This window comes from Alteromonas sp. KC3 (assembly GCF_016756315.1).
GTDB lineage: Bacteria > Pseudomonadota > Gammaproteobacteria > Enterobacterales > Alteromonadaceae > Alteromonas.
Genome location: NZ_AP024235.1, coordinates 2,506,346 through 2,528,505, shown reverse-complemented (window position 1 = coordinate 2,528,505; position 22,160 = coordinate 2,506,346). Strand labels below are relative to the sequence as shown.

The following is a 22,160-nucleotide window of genomic DNA, read 5'->3' as shown; positions in this document are numbered from 1 at the left end:
AAGTATCCGTGTTTTCTTAATAAACAACGCAAAGGTAGCAAAATGAGCAATGTACTTATTATTTCGGGTCATCCAAATCTGGACGAATCAAATGCTAATAGCACAATGTTAAAAAGTATTGCTGAACGTTTAAAAGGTGTGTCAGTGCGCCGTTTAGATACGCTTTATACCGCAAATCCTATTGATGTAGAGGCGGAACAAGCTGCACTACTTGAAGCTGATGTAATTGTGCTTCAATTTCCATTTTATTGGTATTCAGTGCCTGCGCTGCTTAAGCGTTGGATTGACCAAGTGTTTACCTACAACTTCGCATTTGGCCCTAAAGGCGATAAATTGGCTAACAAGCATTTTATGTTGTCTATTTCAGTGGGTGGCCCTCAAGAATCATATGGTCCACTGGGTTACAATCACTTTAGTGTTGAGGAGTTTCTTAGACCTCTTGAGCAACTAGCCTATTTGGCAAAAATGCAATATCACCCGCCTGTGTACACCCACAGAATGGTCTACATCGAAGGCGTTTACAATGAATTGTCAGACGTACAAGCGCGTGCTGAAGAACATGGAGAACGCGTAGCAAAGGCCATCGATGATTTGTTCGCATCGCCTGAGCTGAAGATAAAGCGGTTTGTGCAAGCATGGTTTGACCGCTTTGACGCAATGCCAGCGTCCAGCGATGGATTTTTACCTCATTTGAGTAAGGAGGTTCTCTGGCAGTCACCAGAGGGAGAGTTTCGCGGTCACGCGGGGTTCAACGATTGGTATGCATGGGCGCGCAAGACGTTTAAACCAGGTTGTGAGCACCGAATAGATCAAGTCGATATCACAGGTAGCGAACGTGGCTTTGAGGTTTCATTGCGTATAAACCTAAGAGCTGAAACGTTCAGAGATTCAGACTTTTTTGGTGAACACGTTGAAGTGCAAGTAAATGAACGCTGGCAGGTACACATTGAAGCAACGGGCAACGTGGTTATCGATGAATATGTGGTAATTCCGTTAGACAACTAACACGTATAACCTCAATAAAAGCAAAAAAGCGCAGCATTATGCTGCGCTTTTTCTGACATTTTTCGCTTTGCTTATTTAATACTAAGCGGTGCGTTAGTGCGAACATACAAGGTTACGTCACTGTCGCTGGAATTTTTGATATGGTGCACCGATGGCGCGTCCGACTCAATATAACTGCCAGGGAGCAGTGATTTTACGCCGTTACGCTTCTCTTTCAGCGATACTTCACCTTGAATAACCACGCTGCGAAACTCATTGCCGGTGCTTTCAAGTACACCATCAAAACCTTCTGGTAGTTTTATCATAGTGCCGTATTTAGCTTGCGTGTCACCCCAAAGATATACGGCTTTCACACCGTCACTCTCAACGTTTATGAGGTCAGTGTTGTGAAGCCAAACTTGGTTGTCTCGATGCAAGTTGATTGGGCGTTCACCGTTATCAAAGTGTTCCGAAGACGGCTTTACCAAGTAAGGTCCTTCATCTATTTCAAGGTAAATCATATTAGCTTTTTGATTAGCCGCGGTAATGTGCACTTCACCTGCTGGCTGTGTCCAATACGAATTTACTGGCATCCACATGGCTTTGGCATCGGGGTCGTCGTTATGCATTTCACCATCGATAACAATACCGCGATATGTGATGTTATGAATATGTGGAGGCGAAGAAAAACCTTCTTTGAAGCGCACGAGCATGCCGGTAGCTGTGTTTTTAGTGCGGTCTCCCCATAGGTCTGCCGCTCCAGGGCTCTTATCGCCTCGCGCTGGATTTAAATACCCCCAGTTTACTTCATCAGCGGTAATGACTTTGGTTGCCGCCTGAAGACTAAATGATGATGAGACAAATGATAGGGCGATTAAACCAAGAAACGTTGAATGCGTGTACTTCTTTAAAGCCATAGTGGCTGGCGCTCCTTTTCTACAATGCTTGACCACTCATATACATCATGGCGCGTACTGTAGCGCTAGCATATGACATTTGTCTTTAGTCTATAGAGGGCAGGGGAGTTTAAAAAGCACAGCGCCGTTGAGACTCTTTATAGAAAATATTGATAATAAAAAGGCTCGCAACGTAAAACGAGCGAGCCTTTTGTGCTAAAGAATAAGCGATTAGGGCTTAGAAGCTGTAAGCCGCTGTAAGCCTAAAGCGTTGAGGTGCACCTGGCTCTACCCATACATCAGCAAAGGAGTTGGTGTAGAATTCTTTGTCAAAAAGGTTATCTACCGCAACGCGCACAGTTAAGTTGTTAACTGGCTCAATCTCAGCGAACGCGCGAACAGTGGTGTAACTTGGTAAGAAGAAGTCTGTACCTGTTTGTCCAAGACGCTCATCAACATACAACAAGCCAGATCCAATACGCACAGGCATATTAGACACTGAAAGTCCTTTACTAAGCTGTATGCTCAACTGGTTTTCTGGCACGCTGATAAGTGGGTCGCCCGCTTCGATAGCGGCAACAAAATTTGGATCAGACGTGTTGTTTGTGCTTTCTGCATCAACAAATGAATATGACACCCAAAGCTGAATGTCATTTTCGAATTCTGCATTTACGTCTAGCTCCACCCCTTGGCTACGCGCTTCACCTGCTGGGGTTAAGAAAAAGCCATCGGCGGCCTCAGGGCTATCGTCAAATACAAGAATATTGCTTTGTTCAATGTGGAAGATAGAGAACGTGATGTCACCACGAACATTATCAAACATTGACGTTAGGTCAGCTTTAATACCAATTTCAGTCGACTCAGACTGGTTTGGTTCAAAAGGGTTGCCTGCAAAGTCAGACCCAGTAAGTTGGCGGAAGCCTTCGCCATAAGTAGCGTAAATGCTAGTGCTGTCGTTGAACAAGTATACAGCACCTACCTGCGGTGAAAAGCGTGTATCGTCTTGCTTGGTGGTGCTAACTGGATCAGCTCTGCGGTTATCTATTTCCTGCTCAAACTTGTCAAAACGCCCGCCTAAGCGAAGTTGGAACTTGTCTGTAATGTTAATTTGGTCTTGAAAATACACGCCCCAAGCCTCTTGTACTTCCAACCTGTCGAGGTTGTCAGAGAGCGGTACATCAGGCAGAGGGGAATAATCTGGGTTGAAAATATCAACCACAAGATACTGGTCTAGGTCCAAATCATTAATGTCGGTATCTGCCGAGAAAAACGGCGGGCGATAGCGCAAAATAACTTGGTCGTTTTCAAATTTGTCGTAATCTGCGCCAACAATAACGCGGTGTGTTAGTGAGCCGGTATTGAATTGGCCCGCAATTTCACCGCGCAGTACAAGGTAATCTGTTTCAAAGTTACGGTAGCGCTTAAAGCGCGACAGTAGCGCTTGGTCAGGGTCGATGAAAAGTGTTTGTCGGCCACCGAAATTGTTCTCAAGTGCATTACCTTCAAACGTGGTGTCGCGAAGGCCTGCACCTAACAAAAGATTCCAATCTTCACTTAGGCTGTGTGAAATTTCTAACTGGTGACCAACTACTTCTGTGTCAATGGTGTCGCCATTGGGATCGCCGGTAAAGGTCTCAATAGGTTGATGACCCAATTGGCCGTCGATAGCGACAACGCCGCGGTCAAAAGGAATTTTTTGTTCAGTGTACTCAAGCTCATATGTCACTCTAGTATCATCTGATGCTTCCCACGTTACAGAAGGGTAGAAACCAAAGCGTTCTGTCTCTACCGTATCACGAAAGCTCTCAGCATCCTCATAGAAACCGACTAATCGTACGCCAACATTTTCTGATCCACCGGTAACGGTTTGTACATCAGCTTCTAAACGTACTTGTTCCCAGCTGCCGTAGGTAGCCTTGACTTCGCCACCTTCGCGAAACTGTGGTCGCTTAGTCACTAAGTTAACTGCACCACCTGGTTCGCCACGACCAAATAAAGCTGCTTTTGGACCTTTCAATACCTCTACATGATCAATACCAGAAAGGTCACGAGGACCACCAAAACCTCTACCTGCGTTAAACCCGTTTACCAAGAAACCACTTGGCAGGTTTTCGTCACCCGCAAAACCGCGGATAGCAAAGCTGTTCCACAAACCGCCAAAGTTGTTTTGTCTGGCGACTGACGCTGATAAATCAAGCGCATCGTTAAGGTTGATGGCTCCCGCATCGCTAATTAAGCCCAAATCGATGTCTTGTGCTGCGGCAGGCACTTCTTTGTACTCAAAGGCGCCCTGATACGCTCGGTGCATACCGTGTACAGTGATTTTTTCAACGTCCGCTTCTTTATCACTGTCACTGCCTTGCGCCATTGCTGGAGCGTGCAAAAGTGTAGCAATACTGATTGCGAGGGTAGACTTTACCCAATTAGTTTTCATCGGTGTGTTCCTGTGATGTTGTCTTTATTGTTGGTGTAAATTGCGGTAATTGATCAAAGCGCGTGGGTGAAAACTCAGGCGTTTTGAAAAACAAGGGATAGTAAAACTGGCGTAATGAAGCATGAAATTCGCGCACGCGATTTTCATAGCCCACCATGGCATCGACGTTGGTATCAGCGATATCTGAGAGTAACCGTTGTGTAAGCAGTGACGGAGACAAAAGGGCGATGTAGCCTGCAAGTTCATCTTTTTGACGCGTAGCGCGCTGGTAATCGCGAGATAGCGCTTCGGCCATTTGGTCGCCAACTTGTTGAAAAGCGTAGTACCATTTCCAATTAAACGAACTATCGCGTTTAGGGTCGTATTCTGTGTAATCAGCCCATTGAGGGTGCGTTGCCACAAAGGGCGCCCACGTATCGTATACAGGTTTGTCCCACGCGCTATTCACCGCCTCACGCTGTGTAAGCACAATATCACCACCTTGTGGCGTTTCTACTGTATTGTTCACCACCGTGTGTCCTACAACGGGAACCATTACGGTACTTAACAACCAAATACCCAACATGATTGACGCTAAATGGGTTGCGCTAAATGAAGCAAAACGAGATGCTGCACCTATCATAAGTACAATAACAGTCCACACAATCACGTTACCTAGAACAACGCCGCAGGCCGCTAACACTGCGCCCCAAGAGGCACTATTTATTGCGGCAAAAACGACGAAGGGCACCAAAGTGGCAAGCACAACTGGTACCAGGGTTACCAATACACGGGTTGTCCATACCGCGTGGCTGTCTGGGGCCGTGACGTTGAGCAACTCAAAGCGCTTGGCTTCTCGTTCTTTTGCTTTTAAATCATAAAGAAGCAATATGATGAAAAGTGGAAGTAGGACGCTAACTACAAACGCAAAATCAAAACGCCCCAAAAACGCGAGCTCAGGGTTGTCGGTATCGCTTTCGTAAATTTGTCCTTCAAGCGCGAGCATGCGAATGCGGTGCTTCCATGGAAATACATCACGCTCACCAATAGCTGCAAACGCAAGGGGGGATGGTGGCGCATAGGTAAGATGGAACGTGTAATAGGCTGCACTACCAAAGTCTTTTTGGTGGGCAAGTGCGGCCTCGCGCTCTACACGGTCTTTTTCTAACAAACGTTCAATAGTGGCGCGTTGTTCCTGCATTTCAGCATGACCAGACCACAACGCTGCTGTGCTTAGCAATAATATTACCACTAGTGTAGAGATAAACTGCCTATGTCCAAATACAAAACGAGTTTCGCGTTTAATGTCTCTCAAACGGATCATGGGTGCAGCCTCCTTACCGCCAACTGAAGAAGCGCAAAGGATAAACCGAGCCAAAGTAGCAGCTGAAAACCATATAATGTTGCGCTGTGGATGCGTGCACTCGGGCTTTCAGGTTCAAATTGAAAAGAGGATAAAATGGCCCAGTTACTAGCATTTACCACCGCTTTATCAGCAGCTTCTTCGCTTTTATTGCGATTCATATCAAGTTTAAAATCGAGTTTTTCAGCGTGAATTTTGTTTAGCCCTTGAACGAACTCAAGGCGTAGCGCTTCTGCTTCACGCAAAAATCGGTGGTGAGTTTCTATACTGGTACCAGCAAGTAAGGTAGAGAACGCGCGAAGGGCGACAGTAGGAGATAACCAACCAAATTGACGAGCAATTTGCGCTTGGTCTAGTTCTTCTTGCATACGCTTTTCAGCAAATTCATTGAGCACTTTAGCCTGACGACCTTCAGAGTATTGGGCCACTATCCCTCTGAAGTTAACAGGAAGTTCGTCTACAGAAGAAACGTTATACTTAGCGAGTAAGTCGCTGTGAAGTTTCTTAAAGGCTGGGTCGTTGACATCGTGGCCATCGCCTAAGCTGCGTAGCTTTTCCTCAACCTTAAAGTCAGACTCAAGCTTCCCAAGTGAAGGTACCGCGTTAGTTGCCACGCTGCTACCTAAGCGTGGAAGCAGCACACATGTCGCCATCCACACCACAATGAGCACGGTAAAGCTTACATTACTGCGGCTGAAAATAGCGGAAGATGCCGTTACCAATGAAGCCCAAAAAAGAAAATAAAGCACATAGCCCACGCAAAACAGCGCAACAACAGCTGCACTTTCGCTGGAAACGGCAACATACAAACTTGCAACAAGCAGCGGAAGAAGTAATGCGGCATTGGCTAGCGTAAGGGCAATAAGTTTTCCGAAAACTAACTGTTGACGCGTGGCGCCTTGTGACAGCAATAATGTAAGCGTACCGGCTTCACGTTCGCGAGATACGCTGCCATAACCAATAAGAATGATAAAAAGGGGCGCGAGTACCAAAGCCAAGAAGCTAGGTGTAAGACTGCTAAAGCGCGTTAGGCCCGCTGACTGACGTTGTTCAGCAAACATTGCACTGTTTTGTCTGTGCCCTTCAAGAAAAATGGCGTTGCCGGTATAGGTGTCGACACCGGGCTCAATCACGCTAAGCGCAGTAGGTGTGCGAAAAACATAGTGCCCATAGTGAACCATTCTATGCGGATGTTTATCTGGCTGAGACAAAAAACGCTGTTCTGCCTCTTGCTGCAGATGTTCTCTGGCATGGGTAGTTTCATGAATATGAAACGCATTTACGACTAACGCTGCTAAGGTCAAAATAGCACCGAACAAGAGAACGGTGGTGGCCACTTTTGTTCTAAGCCAATAGCGCCATTGGTCGGCGCAAATCGTTGTTACTACGCTGTTGCTCATTGTGCGCGCCCCGCAAAAGCAGCATGTACTGCCTCTGTATCGATAGGCGTATTACCTTCGCGTTCAAACGAGCCAGTCAGCGCACCATTACTTAACAACACAATGCGGTGAGCAACTTGGCAGGCACCGTATACGTCATGGGTCACCATAAAAATGGTGGCGCCGTTATTGGATAACTCTGACACTAAGTTATTAAACTCATCAATGGCGGCTGGATCTAAACCCGATGTAGGCTCATCCAAAAACAGCACGGGCGCATTGCGTAGTATGGCAAGGGCAATCGCTGTTTTTTGACGCATACCTTTCGAGTAATTACTAAGGTGAGAATGCCATGCATTTTCTTGTAGTTTTACTTTCTTTAATGCATCAAAAATTGATGTGTCGTCCCTTTCCATACCTGCAACAGACAAGAAGTAACGTATGTTTTCTACGCCAGATAAGTGACCGTAAAGCGTTACCGATTCGGGCAGGTAAGCCACTGATTTACGAACATCGTTAATGTTCTTGGTAACGTCAAAGCCCATTACTGATGCTTGTCCGTTACTTGGCTTCATAAGCCCTAAAAACGTTTTGAGTGTAGTTGATTTACCCGCACCATTACCGCCTAGCAAAGCAAACACTTCGCCTTTGTTTACGTCAAAGCAGAGGTTGTTCAAAAGGAGCCGTTCATCTATTGCGACAGTAAGATTTTTTGCGCTTATTACTTGGGGATTTGTCATAGCTTATTGTATTTTCTTGGTATGTTATATTATATCATTTAGCTAATGTTATAATATAACAATTGGGATTGGAATGGCTGGTTCTACATTTTCTTGCAAAGTGGGGTCGTTAAAAAGTGATGTCGTTAAAACGGTGGTGATGAAACAGAGAACTAGCGTGTTGATCAAGCATCGAACACAAAAAAGCCGCTTGCGCGGCTTTCAGGCTTAATACAGATTATTCGTCAGAATCTGTCATTGAGATACTTTTAAATTTCGAGTATTCAACGCGAGAGATAAGCTCATCATCGTTCATATCAATTTTGTCGAAGTCTTCAGTAACGCCGCTTCGAGATGCTTCTGCCTTGGTTAACGCACCGTCATTGTTCATATCCATTAGATCGAACTTACTCTTTGCGATAACCGTTTTTTCAGTTTTTACTTTCACTTCCTTCTCAACCACTTTTTCGCTGGTTTGCGCGTTTGCCTTTGCATGGAGCTCGTGCGTTAGCTTTTTATCTTTTACTGGCACTGCAGTAGTGTCTTGTGGCTCACTCATGCTGTGCTGCATTGACTTAACTGAAGCAACCACATCTCCGTCAAAATGCTGCGGGTATTTAGTTACATGGTCATTGAACTCTTTGATTGACAGACGCACATCTGAATTCACGTCAATTTTAGAGAAATGCGCAAATACCTCATCATCGTCAGCTTCTTCACGTGAAATGTAACCATTGTCATCGTTATCTAAATCGGCGAATGTCGTATCAATTTTCTCTAAACCTTCGCTTGCAAATGCACTTGCTGATAGAGCTGTACCAATTAACGATGCTAAAAATAACTTTTTCATATCAAACTCCTTGATGTGTATACCTCTGTACAACCTTTAACAGAGGTGTGGATTCACTACTACCTTTACATTTCACATGCCATTGTTTAAAAGTCTATGATTTACAAATACTTAAGTGTTTTTTGTGAATATGGACAAGAAGTGAGATGTGAGTTATCTATAGAAAAATATGCAAATGTTACGCAATGTTTTTAGTAATGCTCAGATAAAAAATAATTACTTGAACCTGTTTATTCCGATTATGAAATTCAAAGCCAACGATATTATCTATTGGCAAATTTGGCTGAACAAATGTGCATTCATTATTTTCTAATTTCTCTAGTGCTTGCCTTGCGCTTTATACAATGTCGTGCGGTATAGAAAACAAAACATAAATGCTCAAATCTATACGCAACCACTACGTATTGGTAATGGTTATGTGCGAGAATAATACTTTTACCGTTGTGACGGATCACCCGTGATTTCTTTAATGATGTTTTTAGTGTTTGCGTCTTTGACGGTAAACATTGCAGTAGGTTGTTATTTTTTTGCACTTGCCAAGAGTCAAATTGAAAGCCGTGTATTTTCTCTTTGGGCGGCATCCTGCTTTACATACAGCTTGGGAATGGCCTTTAATGTAACAGGCCTATTATCTGATATAGCGAGCCTGTTTTATTTCGTTGCCAGCTTTCTACTGCTAGACGGTTTTCTTTTACTTAATGATAGTGCTATTGCAGCGCGATTGAAGGTGATGAGTCGTTATGCACTGGGTGTAGGCACAGTCGCCATTGTGCTGGCGATACTTTTTTCTCGACATCATCAAGCGGTAGCGTCTTTCGCTATTTCTATAATGTTTCTATTGTCATCAGTTAGCTTTAGCGTGCAGCAAGGACAGACATTGCACGCGGTTCGCAGGTTTTTTAAAGCGCTACTGATGGTTCACGCCATCGTTATGGTATGTCAATCTGGATTGCTTGCTTTTGGTGAAAGGGTCGTTATAGAAAGTACGCTTCATGAAATTACCGGGGTTGGTATTGCAGCGCACATTGCGCTTTGCATTATAACGTCAGTGGTTCTGCCGTTTATTGTTGTGTTGCAACAAAAAGAAAAGTGGCAGAACTTAGCCAACTACGACGGTTTGACAGGCCTATATGGTAGACGAGCATTCATTAGGCAAGCACTTGAACAACTAGCACAGCGAGATGAAAGCCCCTGTACGCTTATGGTCATTGATGTTGACCACTTCAAAACAATTAATGACAAATACGGTCATCCTACAGGTGATAGGGTGCTGAAGGTTATTGCTAATGAATTAAGAAATGAAGTGGAAGACACACATATTGTTGGTCGGCTAGGGGGGGAGGAGTTCGCCATATTGGTTTCAAATGTATCGAAGCTCCAAACATTTAAGCTGGCCGATGTGTTACGGAGAAAGGTTGAAGCGCTGGAAATAGCAGCAGATAATGAAATCATAACGGTAACTATTAGTATAGGTATGACGTTTTCAAGTAATGTAGAGGAAACATGGCATACCTTATTTAACCGCGCAGACACTGAGTTGTACAACGCTAAAGCCCGCGGGAGAAACCAGATATCCCCTAGGCTTCAAGTGGTGGCATAAAGAAAAACCCCATACCTTGCGGTACGGGGCTCTTTAGGAATTGGTGGAGCTGGCGGGATTTGAACCCGCGTCCAGAAAATGTCTACCTTTGGTACTACATGCTTAGTTTGTCATTTATTTAACTGCTTGGAACTCCGACAAACAGGATTTCCTTGCAGCTGGCCTGATACTGTTTCGCGGTTCACCCTCAGACAAGGTTCCCTCGCTATCCTACTTGGATGACCTTCCGAATCCCCGCTAGCAGGAGAAGACTAGGGTGGAAGGGCCTATGCCGGTTATTAAGCGGCTAGTGCGTAAGTTTCGTCGTTTGCGACTATTTAAATGCGGCTTTTTAAAGAGGCAAACCGCACCTCTGCATGCACCTCCGGCTTCCTAGATCCTGTCGAATCCTAATCAGCCCCGAGTGTGAGAGCGGATTATACCACAACTCTTTATTTGTTAAACGTTTCTTTTATATTTTGCTTTCAAAAGATGCATTTATGCGCAATAACGATTAAAGTACACGCCATCATGAATAGGCTTGTTGTGTAAATGTCTTCAGATTCCATTTTGTATTCTCCTTATACCTTGCCGTGTGGCGTAACTGTGCGTAATCGCTTAGTAAAAGCTGCTATGGAAGAAAATATGTCTAGTCTTGGGAATGTACCCGGCGAGTCACTGTATTCTCTATACCGGTATTGGGCACATGGTAATTTGGGCATGATCATTACAGGTAACGTAATGGTTGATAAAGGCGCCATGACAGGGCCCGGTGGCGTGGCGCTTGAAAAAGGCACAGACTTAGCTCCATTCAAAAAGTGGGCGAAAATCATCAAATCAAATGGTGCGCTTGGAATTTTGCAAATAAACCACCCAGGACGGCAGGTTTTTAAGGCCATGAAGGGCAAAGCGATTGCTCCTTCAGCAGTGCCTTTAGATATGGGTAAGCACTCAAAGCTGTTTGCTCAACCAAAAGAAATGACGTGTCAGGACATTCACGATGTATGCAAGCGCTTTGTAGAAACCGCCAAGCAAGCTGAGTTGGCGGGGTTTGATGGCGTGGAAATTCATGCAGCTCACGGTTATTTGCTTACTCAGTTTCTTTCGCCGCTAACTAACCAACGTCAAGACGAGTGGGGCGGCTCTATAATTAATCGCGCACGTTTGTTAATCAATATCGTTAGCCAAATACGAGCAGTCTGTGCCAAAGACTTTATTGTTATGGTGAAGCTAAACTCAGCAGACTTTCAAAAGAATGGCTTTTCATTTGATGATGCTTGTGAAGTGGTCAATCGACTGGAAGCACTGGGTGTGGATGTGGTTGAACTGTCAGGCGGTAGTTATGAAGCGCCCGCTATGCAAGGGCAAACACGTGATAACACCACGCTTGCGCGCGAGGCTTATTTTCTAGAGTTTGCTAATGTACTTGAAAGTAAAACCGACATTCCGCTGATGACAACCGGTGGTATAAAGCGCGCAGAAGTGGCAGAACGGGTTATTGAACAAGGCTGTGTTCTCGTTGGGCTTGCCAGTGCACTGGCAGTTACTCCAGATCTCGCGAAGAAATGGCAACAAGAATGGACTTACTCCGGTGTTATCCCACATTGTACTTGGAAAGATAAATCGTTGGCGAGTCTGGCCAATATGGCAATGGTTAGGAGGCAACTACGCCGATTGGGCAATAATTTAACGACGCTGCGTAATCCGTCGCCATTGTGGAGTCTACTTTTAGATATGATGCACCGCAATAAAATGACAAAGCGGGATGTGGGTTAAGAACACAGCGCTACACGCTGTGTTTCATCATTCTTTCTTTCTGGCGCTGCCAATCTTTGTCTTTCAAGGTATCACGCTTATCGTGGGCGTGTTTACCCTTCGCTAAGTGAATTTCAAGTTTCACCCAGCATTTTTTCCAATACATCGACGTAGCCACAATAGAGTAACCTTGACGGTCTCTTGCACCCATTAGCCTGTCTATTTCGCGTTTGTTCAGCAACAACTTACGCGCACGTTCAGGCGCAGCGATAACATGTGTAGATGCTTGATTCAGCGGGCTTATGCGACAACCTACCAAATACGCTTCGGCATTTTGAATAATAATGTACGCATCGGTAATGTTTACTTTACCAGCGCGAATACTTTTAATTTCCCACCCCTGAAGCTCAAGGCCCGCTTCGAACTTGTCTTCTAAGAAATAGTCGTGACGCGCCTTTTTGTTTTGCGCGATATTTCCCGAGGTGTTTTTGTTTGCTTTATTCTTTTTCATACTCGCTATTATACTGATAGTGTGGAGAAATGTCTTTATGCGCATCGCACAATTTCGCACTTCGTCGGTGCTTTTTGTTAATAGCACTAATATGTGGACGAATTAGCAAAAAGCGAATAGAAGCGAGCTAAATTTTCTGTGTTACAATGCACGGTAAGAGTAATTGTTATAGTGGAATAAATGCCAAGTATTCATCGAAGTGCGCTGGTCGCTCACAGTGCAGAAGCCATGTTTAACTTAGTCAACGATGTTGCATCTTATCCAGAGTTTTTACCTGGCTGTACCGACAGTAAAATTCTTGATTCTTCAGCGCAAAGCATGAAAGCGTCATTGCTGGTAGCAAAAGCGGGTATCAAGCAGTGGTTCACAACGCACAATGCACTGATCCCCGGTCAGCGTATTGATATGCAATTAGTCGATGGCCCATTTCGCTCTTTAACTGGCGGGTGGACGTTTTCGGCGTTGTCTGAAGATGCGTGTAAGATTGAGCTTAATTTAGAATTTGAGTTTACTAACAAGCTAGCTGAAATGGCATTTGGGAAAGTATTCAATAGTTTGGCAAGCAGCATGGTAGCAGCGTTTACAGAGCGAGCCAGGAGTGTATATGCATGAGTGAAAAACTCATTAATATTGAAGTTGCCTATGCACTACCCACCAAGCAAACCATCGTTGATATTGCGATAAAAGAAGGGACGACGGTTGAAGATGCAATTAAGGCATCTAATATTTTAGAGCAATTTCCCGACATAGATTTGAATTCAACCAAAGTGGGTATATGGAGTCGCGTGGTTAAATTGCGCGATACACTTAACGATGGTGATCGTATAGAAATTTATCGTCCACTTATTGCCGATCCGAAAGAAATTAGAAAACGTCGAGCGGAAAAAGCCAAAGAAGAAGGGCGGGCCGATAAGATAACGGGTGGTAAGCCAAATCCGTTGAAAGCGAAAGAGTGACTACACAAGCGTATTTAGAAAATAGCAACTCGCATTAACAATAAAAAAACGGCCTATGAAACGGCCGTTTTTTATTAAAGGTTTGTATAGGCTGTAAACACATCCCAAAACACCTTTATATGTTTTTGTCAGAGATACTTCCTAACTCTAAAAAGGGTGAAGCGTCGATATCTTCAGCATCCATCATACTAGCGATACGCTGCACTGTAGCAACCATTTGACTTTGTTCCCATTCCTTTAGCTGAGAAAAGCGCTCAACAAAATGCTCTTGTAAAGGTCTAGGAGCATCAACCACCGCTTCTTTGCCGCGCTCTGTAAGAAATACACCTACCTTACGCTTATCTTGAGTACTTCGAATTCGCGTCGCTAGGTCGCGAGATTCAAGGCGGTCAAGAATATTGGTGACGGTAGCGGGGCTCAAATTAATGTTCTCTGCGATTTCTCGCACCATTATGCCCGGGCGCTCTTCAATATTTTGCATAACCAACAATTGCGGGCCAGTAAGGCCCACATGTTTGCTAAGTTGCTTGCTGCGTAGGTCTACGGCGCGAATAACGCGTCGCAATGCCACTAATAGTTCTTCTTCTTTTCGCATTCTTATTCCAACAAACGCGTAACGCGTACGCTATTTAAGCAAATGAATAAAATGTTGGTGTTTGTGATAGTGATCTATCACGTCATTAATCACCGAAATTTTAGACCAGCCCATAATATCATAGTTTTGACCACCCTCACTGAGGTGTACTTCGGCGCGATAGTACGTGGCCTTTTCGTTTTCGTCCAGTGCTTGTGTTTCACTTGGGCCAAATTCTGGTTGTTCCGTTGGCATAGGGTACACTGCATATACAAAATCAGGATCGTTCCCCATGCCCACCGTAAGTATTAATGCTTCATTTTCTTCATTAATGTCCACATCAAACTGTTGTGCTTTGAATTCTTCACCCACTTCGGTTACTGCAGCTTTTACCACTTTGCCAATGTAACGCTTAACGGCGTTTTCATCGGGGAACGTGACTATGTTCTCAAGGCGTTCTTTCCAATTTTTGTCTGAGTCGTTGTGCTGAGGCGTGCCAGCGAGTACTTGAAGGCTCTCGCGTTTGTAAGCTTCTACACGTAATGCCTTTAGCAGGCCCGATATTGCAATAAGTAAGACGATTGCAAAAGGCAGTGCAGCAGCAATTGTCATGGTTTGAAGTGCGCCAAGCCCCCCTGCATAAAGCAGAACCGAACTCACAACGCCGACGCCCACTGCCCAATACACTCGTTGCCAAAGCGGCGTATCATTATTACCGTGTGAACACAGCATATCCACCACCATGGCACCTGAATCACACGAAGTCACAAAAAATACTACAACCATCAGCACTGCAATAAAACTCAGTACTGAAGAAAAGGGAAATTGCTCTAAGAAAACAAATAACGCTACTGAGGTATCTTCATTCACCATATTGGCAAGTACATCTTTTCCTTGCACTAATACTTGATCAATCGCACCGTTTCCAAATACCGTCATCCAGAAAAGTGTAAATGCTGAAGGAATAAGTAATACACCTAGTACGAATTCACGAATTGTACGTCCATATGATATACGAGCGATGAAAAGGCCGACAAAAGGTGCCCACGCTAGCCACCAGCCCCAGTAAAAAATTGTCCACCCACCAATCCAGTCGGTTTTTTCATAGGCAAAAAGGTTGAACGTGTTGCGCACCAAATCAGACAAATAAGCGCCTGTATTTTGCATAAACGCTTGAAGCAAGAAAACGGTAGGGCCAAGTACTAGCACAATAAGTAGTAATAGTACTGCCAGTATCATATTGGTTTCAGATAAACGTCGAATGCCTTTTTCTAGTCCAGTAGTGACCGATATCACGGCAAGACCTACCACACCAGCCATAATGGCAATTTGTACACCAGTGTTTGACGGTAGACCGAATAAGTAATTAAAACCAGCGTTTACCTGCGAAGCACCAAATCCCAAAGAGGTAGAAACGCCGAAAACGGTAGACGTTACCGCGAAAATATCGACTACGTGTCCAGGCCACCCATAAATCTTGTCACCGATAAGAGGGTATAGAGCTGAGCGCAAGGTTAATGGGAGATTTTGTCTGTAAGCAAAGTAGCCAAGAATGAGTGCCACTACAGCGTAAATTGCCCAAGCGTGAACGCCCCAATGGAAAAACGTGGTTTTCATTGCTTCGCGAACCGCGTCGATGCTTTCAGCCTGTGCAGTGGGCGGTGCTAAAAAGTGCATAAGTGGTTCAGCAACACCAAAAAACATAAGTCCAATGCCCATACCAGCAGCAAATAGCATGCTCAGCCACGTTCCAAAGGTAAATTCAGGCGATGCGTGGTCCGGCCCAAGCTTTATCTCGCCATAGCGAGACATTCCTAGAAACACCACAAAGACAACAATAACGGCAACAGTAAACACGTAGAACCAACTGCCGTTGGTTACGATTGCGCTTTGGAGCTTCTGAAAAATAGCATCAGCGGTTTCGGGAACACCTGCTGCGAATATAAGCAAGCACAGGATTAATGCTGATGATGTGTAAAACACCGGTTTATTCAAAGGTGACGAATTTTGACTTTCACTCACGCAGTTGACTTCCTTTCACTAAATTGAACAGGTTTTAATACGTAGAAATATACCTTATGGAGCATTTTTTATAAACATCAGCTGAAATAATTAGAAATGTTCGTGGTTATTGTGGGTTGTAAGTGGTTTTTATGTTTTTTAATTCGTATGTGTGTTGATTATATTGGTATTATTAGTTCGTTTTAATTCATTTGTTCAATAGTTAATCGTTTGAGTAGTAATTATTTTTTCATGGTGTATCGTTATATATGATCCTTTTGATATGTATTTAGAGTAAATACTGTCCAAAGAATAAAAAACCAAATAAAGGAAACACACAAAATGCGAAAAACTCAGCTTAGCTGTGCGATTGTCGCTGCATTGGCGTCTTCTTCTTTGCTCGCACAGGAAAACGACACTCCCGCGAAATTTGAAAATATCGAAGTTACTGCCACCAAACGTGCTGAATCAATTCAAGACGTACCTGTTGCCGTAACGGCGCTAAATGGTAAAGCCCTTGAAAACCTTGGGATTGATAACTTCCAAGACTATGTAGAATTCCTTCCAAATGTAGTATTCCAAGGTACTGGTCCCGGCCAAAACGAAATTTATATTCGCGGTGCTGCGACAACGCAATCGAACATCATGCTTTCGTCAGTTCAAGCACTGCAGCCATCTGTTGCCTTTTATTTAGATGAGATGCCAGTATCTATGGCGGGGCGTAACTTAGATGTATACGCCACAGACGTTCAACGCGTGGAAGTTCTACCTGGACCACAAGGTACATTGTTTGGTGCAAGTTCTCAGGCGGGTACCATTCGTTTAATTACCAATAAACCAGAGCACCTTAGTTTTGCTGCTGGATTCGATACCAATATTGGCTTCACTAAAGATGGTGAGATGAGTAATGCTGTAGAAGCTTATTTCAATATGCCGCTTTCAGACAGCCTTGCAGTGCGCGTTGCCGCATACAATGATAAGCAAGGTGGCTGGATAGACAACGTCATGAACGTACCTGGCGAAGGTGGCTATATCGGTAGTGCGGTTGTTATTGATAGGATATCAGGTGGCCCACTTGCCGATCCTGTCGCGATGGATGCAAATCGCATCACTAACCCAAATATATCTTCTAATACAGAAGCGGCGGTGGTTTCACCTCAAAATGATGCATTAGTTGAAGAGGATTTTAACGATGCTACATACACGGGGGCCCGTTTTGGCTTGTCTTATTTGATTAATGACGATTGGGAATTACTTGTACAGCATACTCAACAAACGCTCGACACAGAAGGTGTTTTTGCTTATGACCCGACGTTAGACGGTGAAAGTTCAGCACTTCGTTTTCAACAAGAAGAAAACAAAGACGAATTCGGTTTGACTACGTGGACCGTTGAAGGGCGTCTTGAAAAGCTCGATGTTGTTTACACGGGTGGTTACCTAGACCGCGAGATTGATACTTTGGCCGATTATACCGGGTATACGAATGGTGGCTTGTTTTCAGCGTATTACGTGTGTAACCACTACGACACACCAGACAATGCAGCCGATGAACGCTGCTTAGACCCTACTAAATATTACAAAGAAGATACCTCAACCACCCGTAATACTCACGAGATACGATTCAACACAACCATGGATACACCGTGGCGAGTTACTGCAGGGTTGTTTTACGACGAGCAAGAGGTGTCTACAGTAGGTCAGTTCAAGATCGCTAACACCGAAATGACAACGTTTGGGTTTGATAATCTTCAGCGTACGCTTGTGGGTAACGAAGGTATAAACAGTGACGGTGGGCCATTCCCATCAGAAGTAAGTTTTATTAACGATATTACCCACACCATCGAACAGATTGCAGTATTTGGGCAGTTCGAATACGACATTACCGACACGCTAACAGCTAGCATTGGTGCTCGTTGGTATGAAATTGACGATATTTACGTTGGTTCTACATCGACGGTAGATGTTACAAGGCGTATTCGCGCATTCGGTACGCAGGACCCTGACGAACTCGCTGCTGTGGGTCTGGACCCCGATGCGGTTGCAGCCGCCATTCAAAGCGGTCAGCTTGAAGTCGATTTGTTAGCCGACAACGGCGTGTTAACCGTAGACGATACCATTTTCAAATTCTCAATTGATTGGAAAGTTACCGACGATGTATTGCTGTTTGCGAATTATTCCGAGGGTTTCCGTCCGCCAGTTACTAACCGTGTAGGCGGTGGCTTGGCTACCAACCAATCAGGTAAATTTGAAAACTTCCGTATTCCAGTGTACTCAACAACAGATACGTTGGATAACTACGAGCTCGGCTTGAAGGGTGATTTCTTTGATGGTCAGGTGCGCGTTAATGCAACCGCCTATTACTCTGAAATAGAAGAGTTACAAACATCGCGATTTGACCCAACGAATATCTCATTCTTGGTGTTCACAGATAACGTTGGTGACGCAGAAATAAAAGGTGTTGATGCAGACCTAACATGGCTAGCAACTGACGATCTTGTTATCAACGCTGCCTTTAGTCTTTTAGATACTGAACTAACGCGAATTAATTCAGAACTAGAGGGTATTGCGGCAGGTGTTGGCTCTGAGCTTCCTTATTCTGCTAAGTTTTCAGGCAATGTTAACGCACGTTATTTCTTCGAGCTTGAAGGTGATAAGCGCGGTTATGTAAACGGCTCAGTCAGTTACACGGGTGACCGATTTGCAGGCATGATCATGGATGCCTACGTGATGGAAGATGCCACACAGCTGATTTACGGTACGGGCTCAGGTTTGAAAATTGAGCAAGAGGCCGCCGTGTATGAAGGTGTGACATATACCGATTCGAATGGTGATACATTCCGTGGTGGTCGTTACGTACAAGAGTCTTACGTATTGGCTAATTTAGCGGTGGGTGTGACTAACGATGTGTGGAAAGCTGAGCTGTATATTGATAACGTATTTGATGAGCGCGCAACGCTTAACATTGATACACAGCAGTTTACGCCTAAAGTTGTGACAAACAGGCCTCGTACAATCGGCTTCCGTTTCTCATACGACTATTATTAACACTAGACGGCTTCTCGGTTTTTCGGAGCCTATCGTTTAGTTAAGAAAACGGCGAACTCGCAGGGTTTGCCGTTTTTTATGCCTTATGTAGTAACAAGTAATTAATAGATGAATTCACAAGTACAACAGCAGCTTCAAAATGCAAAACAGTTGCTGATGCAATCGCAGCATCAAGCAGCTATTAGCCAATGTAACCAGATAATTAACGCACTTAATGAGCAGCAGGTGAATTCTGAAATAGGGCGGGAGGCACAGTACTTAAAAGCGGTTGCCTATCGACTTAAAGGTGATTCTGTTCAAGCGATTGGCGTGCTTAATGCTTTGCTTAGCCAGTTCCCAGATTATGCCCGTGGGTATCAGGAGTTAGGTTATTGCTGTGCTGATACCGATAAACAAAAATCTGCGCACAACTTTTATCAGGCTACACGCTTCAATCCAGCGTTATTGAGTGCTTGGCAACAATTAGAGCGCGTGTACAAACAAGATGACCAACACCAAGCACTTGTACTTTGCCAGCAGCAATTAACCTTTTTACGCTCATTACCAAAGCCCATTTTAGGTGCAACAGATTTAATGCATGAGGGGCATTTGCACAAAGCTGAGCAAATCTGTCGGCAGTTTCTTGCCAACAACAAACATCACCCAGAAGGTATGATGTTGTTGGCGGAAATTGGCGTTCAACTTAAAGTTTATAGCGACGCGGAATTTCTATTAGAAAGTTGCGTTGCACTCTATCCAGATAACGATCGCGCCGCTGCTTCCTATCAAAGCTTATTGGCCAAATTAGGCAAATTTCCTCAGGCTGTTGAGGTGGCAAAGCAAAGGCTTAGTCATAACCCTGACAATTTTACTGTGAGGGTAGGGTTAGCACATGCATTAGTAGGCGTTGGTGATTTGGATGATGCTATTCGCATTTACAAAGATTTGCTGGAAGAAAATGAAGATAGGCCGGCCATTTGGGTTGCCTTAGGCCACGCATTGAAAGCCAAGGGGGATACTAATGATGCTGTTTCGGCATACAAAAGAGCGACGTATTTCTCGCCAGATTTTGGTGATGCTTATTGGAGTTTGGCTAATACAAAAACTCATCGATTCGAAGATAGCATGCTCACTACCATGCAGAAGTATGCTGACTTAAGCACAACAAAATTAGAAGACATAATTCACCTTTGTTTTGCATTAGGAAAAGGCTTTGAAGATAAGGGGGAAGCAGATACAGCGTTTAAGTATTATCAAAAAGGCAACAAATTAAAAAAACAAACCCTAAAATTTGATATCGCGCGCACTGAAACCGCATTAAAGGCACAACAAACCGCTTTTACACAGTCTAGCTTCGACAGAGCGAAAGGGTGCCAAGCACCAGATCCTATTTTTATCGTCGGTTTACCTCGAGCGGGTTCTACGCTACTTGAGCAAATACTGGCATCACATTCACAAGTAGATGGCACGATGGAGCTCCACGATATTTTGGGGATAGCGTCGTCATTAAGTCATGCTAAAACGGCTTATCCATTCAACGTGGACAAATTGGACGACAGTGCATTACTCGCACTTGGTGAGCAATACTTATCGCAAACTGCGGCCTACCGCCAAGGTGCGCCGTATTTTATCGATAAAATGCCTAATAATTTTATTCACATCGGCTTAATTAAAAAGATATTACCCAACGCAAAGATTATAGATGCACGCCGAGCCCCGCTGGATTGTTGCTTCAGCGGCTACAAGCAATTATTTGGTGAAGGGCAAGAGTTCAGTTACGGTCTAGCTGATATAGGTCGCTACTATAACGCCTATGTTGAATTAATGTCGCATTGGCACAGTGTGTTGCCAGGTGAAATTCTCACTGTGCAGCATGAAGATGTATTAGACGACTTGGAAGGGCAAGTCAGGCGAATACTTGCCTTTTGTGGACTTCCCTTTGAAGCGCAGTGTCTTAATTTTCATCAAACAAAGCGTGTAATAAAAACGCCTAGCTCTGAACAAGTAAGGCAACCTATTTACAAAACGGGTATGGCCCAATGGAAACCGTTTGAAGCGCACTTAGATGAGCTTAAAGCGATAGTTGCTCAGCATCGGTAAAATCTGTTGTCGTGTTGCTAATTTAACTATTCGGCTAATAGCGACTTACGCTAGCAATAGGGTATACTCCACCGCAAACCGTCATTATTGCTTAAAATTACAAAAAAGATGCAATACGCTTTGCTTAAAATGCCGTGGATTTGGCTTTTTCTTACATTGTTATCAGTACGTGCTTATAGCACTGACTTTGATACATTGTGCAACCAAAATCCCACCTCTTGCCTTACGCTACTAGATGAAGAGCAAAGTCAGCTTGCTGTTGGTTCTGATGCGTGGTGGCAGTTAGAAACGGTTCGACTTACCTGGCTTTTCGAATTTCATCGCGTCGATGATTTATATGCTGCGCTTCGTCCTTGGGTTAATAATCCAACGGTGCCTTCGGCGCACCAGCCATTCATTGCCATGCTTCATGGAAAGTGGCTGATTATCAAAGGACGCACTGAAGAAGCAAAAACGACGTTTACTCAAGCCTTTGAAGGGTATCTCGCTGCCTATTCAAAGTCACCAACACAACATACGGCGCTTAAGGTATTAAACCTTTTAGTTGCGCTTAATCAGCTTAAGCCTGCCGAAGACTTCGTTGAACAAGTGGTAGAGCAGGATTACGATGACCCTGCGTTCTACAGAGAAGTGTACGCAGAATTAGGTCATATAGCGCATAGAACTGATGACCATATTAAGCATGTAGAATATCGGTTGGCCTCGCTCAATTGGGCAAAGCAAGTTGATGATGAACAGCAAATTGGTGTGGCGCTGAATAATTACGGTGTTGCGTTACGTAACAGTGGGGATTACAAAAAGGCACGTGAAGCCTTTCTTAACGGATTAGAACGCGCTGAAATTGCATCTGATACTGTGAGAATTCATCTACTTCATTTGCGACTGGCCGAGGTGGCCTTCAAAGAAGGTGATTTAGAGCAAACCTTTAGCTGGTTGAACAAAACCGATATTAATCAACTTCCCGCTGCCGAGTTTAAGCGCTTGCGGTCGCTCACTGATAGTGTCAGGCAAGCAAAACAAGACTCAGGAACAAGTAAATAGCGCGTTAAATACATT

17 protein-coding genes and 1 other RNA gene are annotated in these 22,160 nt (G+C 44.3%); 8 read left to right on the top strand and 10 right to left on the bottom strand.

Annotation, left to right across the window (positions count from 1 at the left end; genetic code table 11):
* Positions 1–42 precede the first annotated feature (42 nt).
* Positions 43–1,005, top strand: coding sequence for an NAD(P)H-dependent oxidoreductase (locus JN178_RS11350; RefSeq protein WP_202261668.1), 963 nt, complete (start codon positions 43–45; stop codon positions 1,003–1,005).
* Between the two features lie 71 nt (positions 1,006–1,076).
* Here JN178_RS11350 and JN178_RS11345 read toward each other — a convergent pair whose 3' ends face one another.
* From JN178_RS11345 to JN178_RS11320, 6 genes are all read right to left on the bottom strand, one after another.
* A complete protein-coding gene (locus JN178_RS11345; RefSeq protein ID WP_202261667.1) occupies positions 1,077–1,901 on the bottom strand; it encodes a DUF4437 domain-containing protein in 825 nt (274 codons plus the stop codon).
* A 217-nt stretch (positions 1,902–2,118) separates the two neighbouring features.
* Complete coding sequence (locus tag JN178_RS11340; protein WP_202261666.1) at positions 2,119–4,314, bottom strand: TonB-dependent siderophore receptor; 2,196 nt, start codon at positions 4,312–4,314, stop codon at positions 2,119–2,121.
* Positions 4,304–5,617 carry a DUF3526 domain-containing protein gene (locus tag JN178_RS11335; RefSeq protein ID WP_202261665.1) on the bottom strand — a complete coding sequence of 438 codons (1,314 nt, stop codon included), beginning with the start codon at positions 5,615–5,617 and terminating at the stop codon, positions 4,304–4,306. The genes JN178_RS11340 and JN178_RS11335 overlap by 11 nt, the downstream gene beginning before the upstream one ends.
* Positions 5,614–7,056, bottom strand: coding sequence for a DUF3526 domain-containing protein (locus tag JN178_RS11330; RefSeq protein WP_202261664.1), 1,443 nt, complete (start codon positions 7,054–7,056; stop codon positions 5,614–5,616). Before JN178_RS11330 ends, JN178_RS11335 begins: the two co-directional genes overlap by 4 nt.
* The gene (locus JN178_RS11325) at positions 7,053–7,775 is read right to left on the bottom strand and encodes an ABC transporter ATP-binding protein (protein WP_202261663.1); all 723 of its coding nucleotides are present in this window, start codon (positions 7,773–7,775) and stop codon (positions 7,053–7,055) included. Before JN178_RS11325 ends, JN178_RS11330 begins: the two co-directional genes overlap by 4 nt.
* A gap of 217 nt (positions 7,776–7,992) precedes the next feature.
* Entirely contained in the window at positions 7,993–8,604 is a 612-nt protein-coding gene (locus JN178_RS11320; protein WP_202261662.1) for an EF-hand domain-containing protein, read from the bottom strand.
* A gap of 457 nt (positions 8,605–9,061) precedes the next feature.
* On the opposite strand from JN178_RS11320, the gene JN178_RS11315 reads away from it, so the two are divergent.
* The gene (locus JN178_RS11315; RefSeq protein ID WP_202261661.1) at positions 9,062–10,204 is read left to right on the top strand and encodes a GGDEF domain-containing protein; all 1,143 of its coding nucleotides are present in this window, start codon (positions 9,062–9,064) and stop codon (positions 10,202–10,204) included.
* Positions 10,205–10,245: 41 nt separating this feature from the next.
* Here the strand turns inward: JN178_RS11315 and ssrA are convergent.
* Positions 10,246–10,605, bottom strand: a transfer-messenger RNA (tmRNA) gene (ssrA, locus tag JN178_RS11310).
* Positions 10,606–10,735: 130 nt separating this feature from the next.
* On the opposite strand from ssrA, the gene JN178_RS11305 reads away from it, so the two are divergent.
* Complete coding sequence (locus JN178_RS11305; RefSeq protein ID WP_202261660.1) at positions 10,736–11,959, top strand: NADH:flavin oxidoreductase/NADH oxidase family protein; 1,224 nt, start codon at positions 10,736–10,738, stop codon at positions 11,957–11,959.
* Positions 11,960–11,969: 10 nt separating this feature from the next.
* Here JN178_RS11305 and smpB read toward each other — a convergent pair whose 3' ends face one another.
* Complete coding sequence (gene smpB / locus JN178_RS11300) at positions 11,970–12,449, bottom strand: SsrA-binding protein SmpB (protein WP_159625845.1); 480 nt, start codon at positions 12,447–12,449, stop codon at positions 11,970–11,972.
* Positions 12,450–12,629: 180 nt separating this feature from the next.
* Here smpB and JN178_RS11295 point away from each other — a divergent pair, with 180 nt between their 5' ends.
* Positions 12,630–13,061, top strand: a complete 432-nt coding sequence (locus JN178_RS11295; RefSeq protein WP_159625843.1) for a type II toxin-antitoxin system RatA family toxin — start codon at positions 12,630–12,632, stop codon at positions 13,059–13,061.
* Complete coding sequence (locus JN178_RS11290) at positions 13,058–13,405, top strand: RnfH family protein (protein ID WP_202261659.1); 348 nt, start codon at positions 13,058–13,060, stop codon at positions 13,403–13,405. Before JN178_RS11295 ends, JN178_RS11290 begins: the two co-directional genes overlap by 4 nt.
* Before the next feature lie 115 nt (positions 13,406–13,520).
* Here JN178_RS11290 and JN178_RS11285 read toward each other — a convergent pair whose 3' ends face one another.
* Entirely contained in the window at positions 13,521–14,000 is a 480-nt protein-coding gene (locus JN178_RS11285) for a MarR family winged helix-turn-helix transcriptional regulator (protein WP_159625839.1), read from the bottom strand.
* Positions 14,001–14,030: 30 nt separating this feature from the next.
* A complete protein-coding gene (locus JN178_RS11280) occupies positions 14,031–16,001 on the bottom strand; it encodes a BCCT family transporter (protein ID WP_159625838.1) in 1,971 nt (656 codons plus the stop codon).
* Positions 16,002–16,322: 321 nt separating this feature from the next.
* Here JN178_RS11280 and JN178_RS11275 point away from each other — a divergent pair, with 321 nt between their 5' ends.
* From JN178_RS11275 to JN178_RS11265, 3 genes are all read left to right on the top strand, one after another.
* The gene (locus tag JN178_RS11275) at positions 16,323–19,025 is read left to right on the top strand and encodes a TonB-dependent receptor (RefSeq protein WP_202261658.1); all 2,703 of its coding nucleotides are present in this window, start codon (positions 16,323–16,325) and stop codon (positions 19,023–19,025) included.
* A gap of 108 nt (positions 19,026–19,133) precedes the next feature.
* The gene (locus tag JN178_RS11270) at positions 19,134–21,104 is read left to right on the top strand and encodes a tetratricopeptide repeat-containing sulfotransferase family protein (protein WP_202261657.1); all 1,971 of its coding nucleotides are present in this window, start codon (positions 19,134–19,136) and stop codon (positions 21,102–21,104) included.
* Positions 21,105–21,212: 108 nt separating this feature from the next.
* A complete protein-coding gene (locus tag JN178_RS11265) occupies positions 21,213–22,145 on the top strand; it encodes a tetratricopeptide repeat protein (RefSeq protein ID WP_202261656.1) in 933 nt (310 codons plus the stop codon).
* Positions 22,146–22,160: the final 15 nt, after the last annotated feature.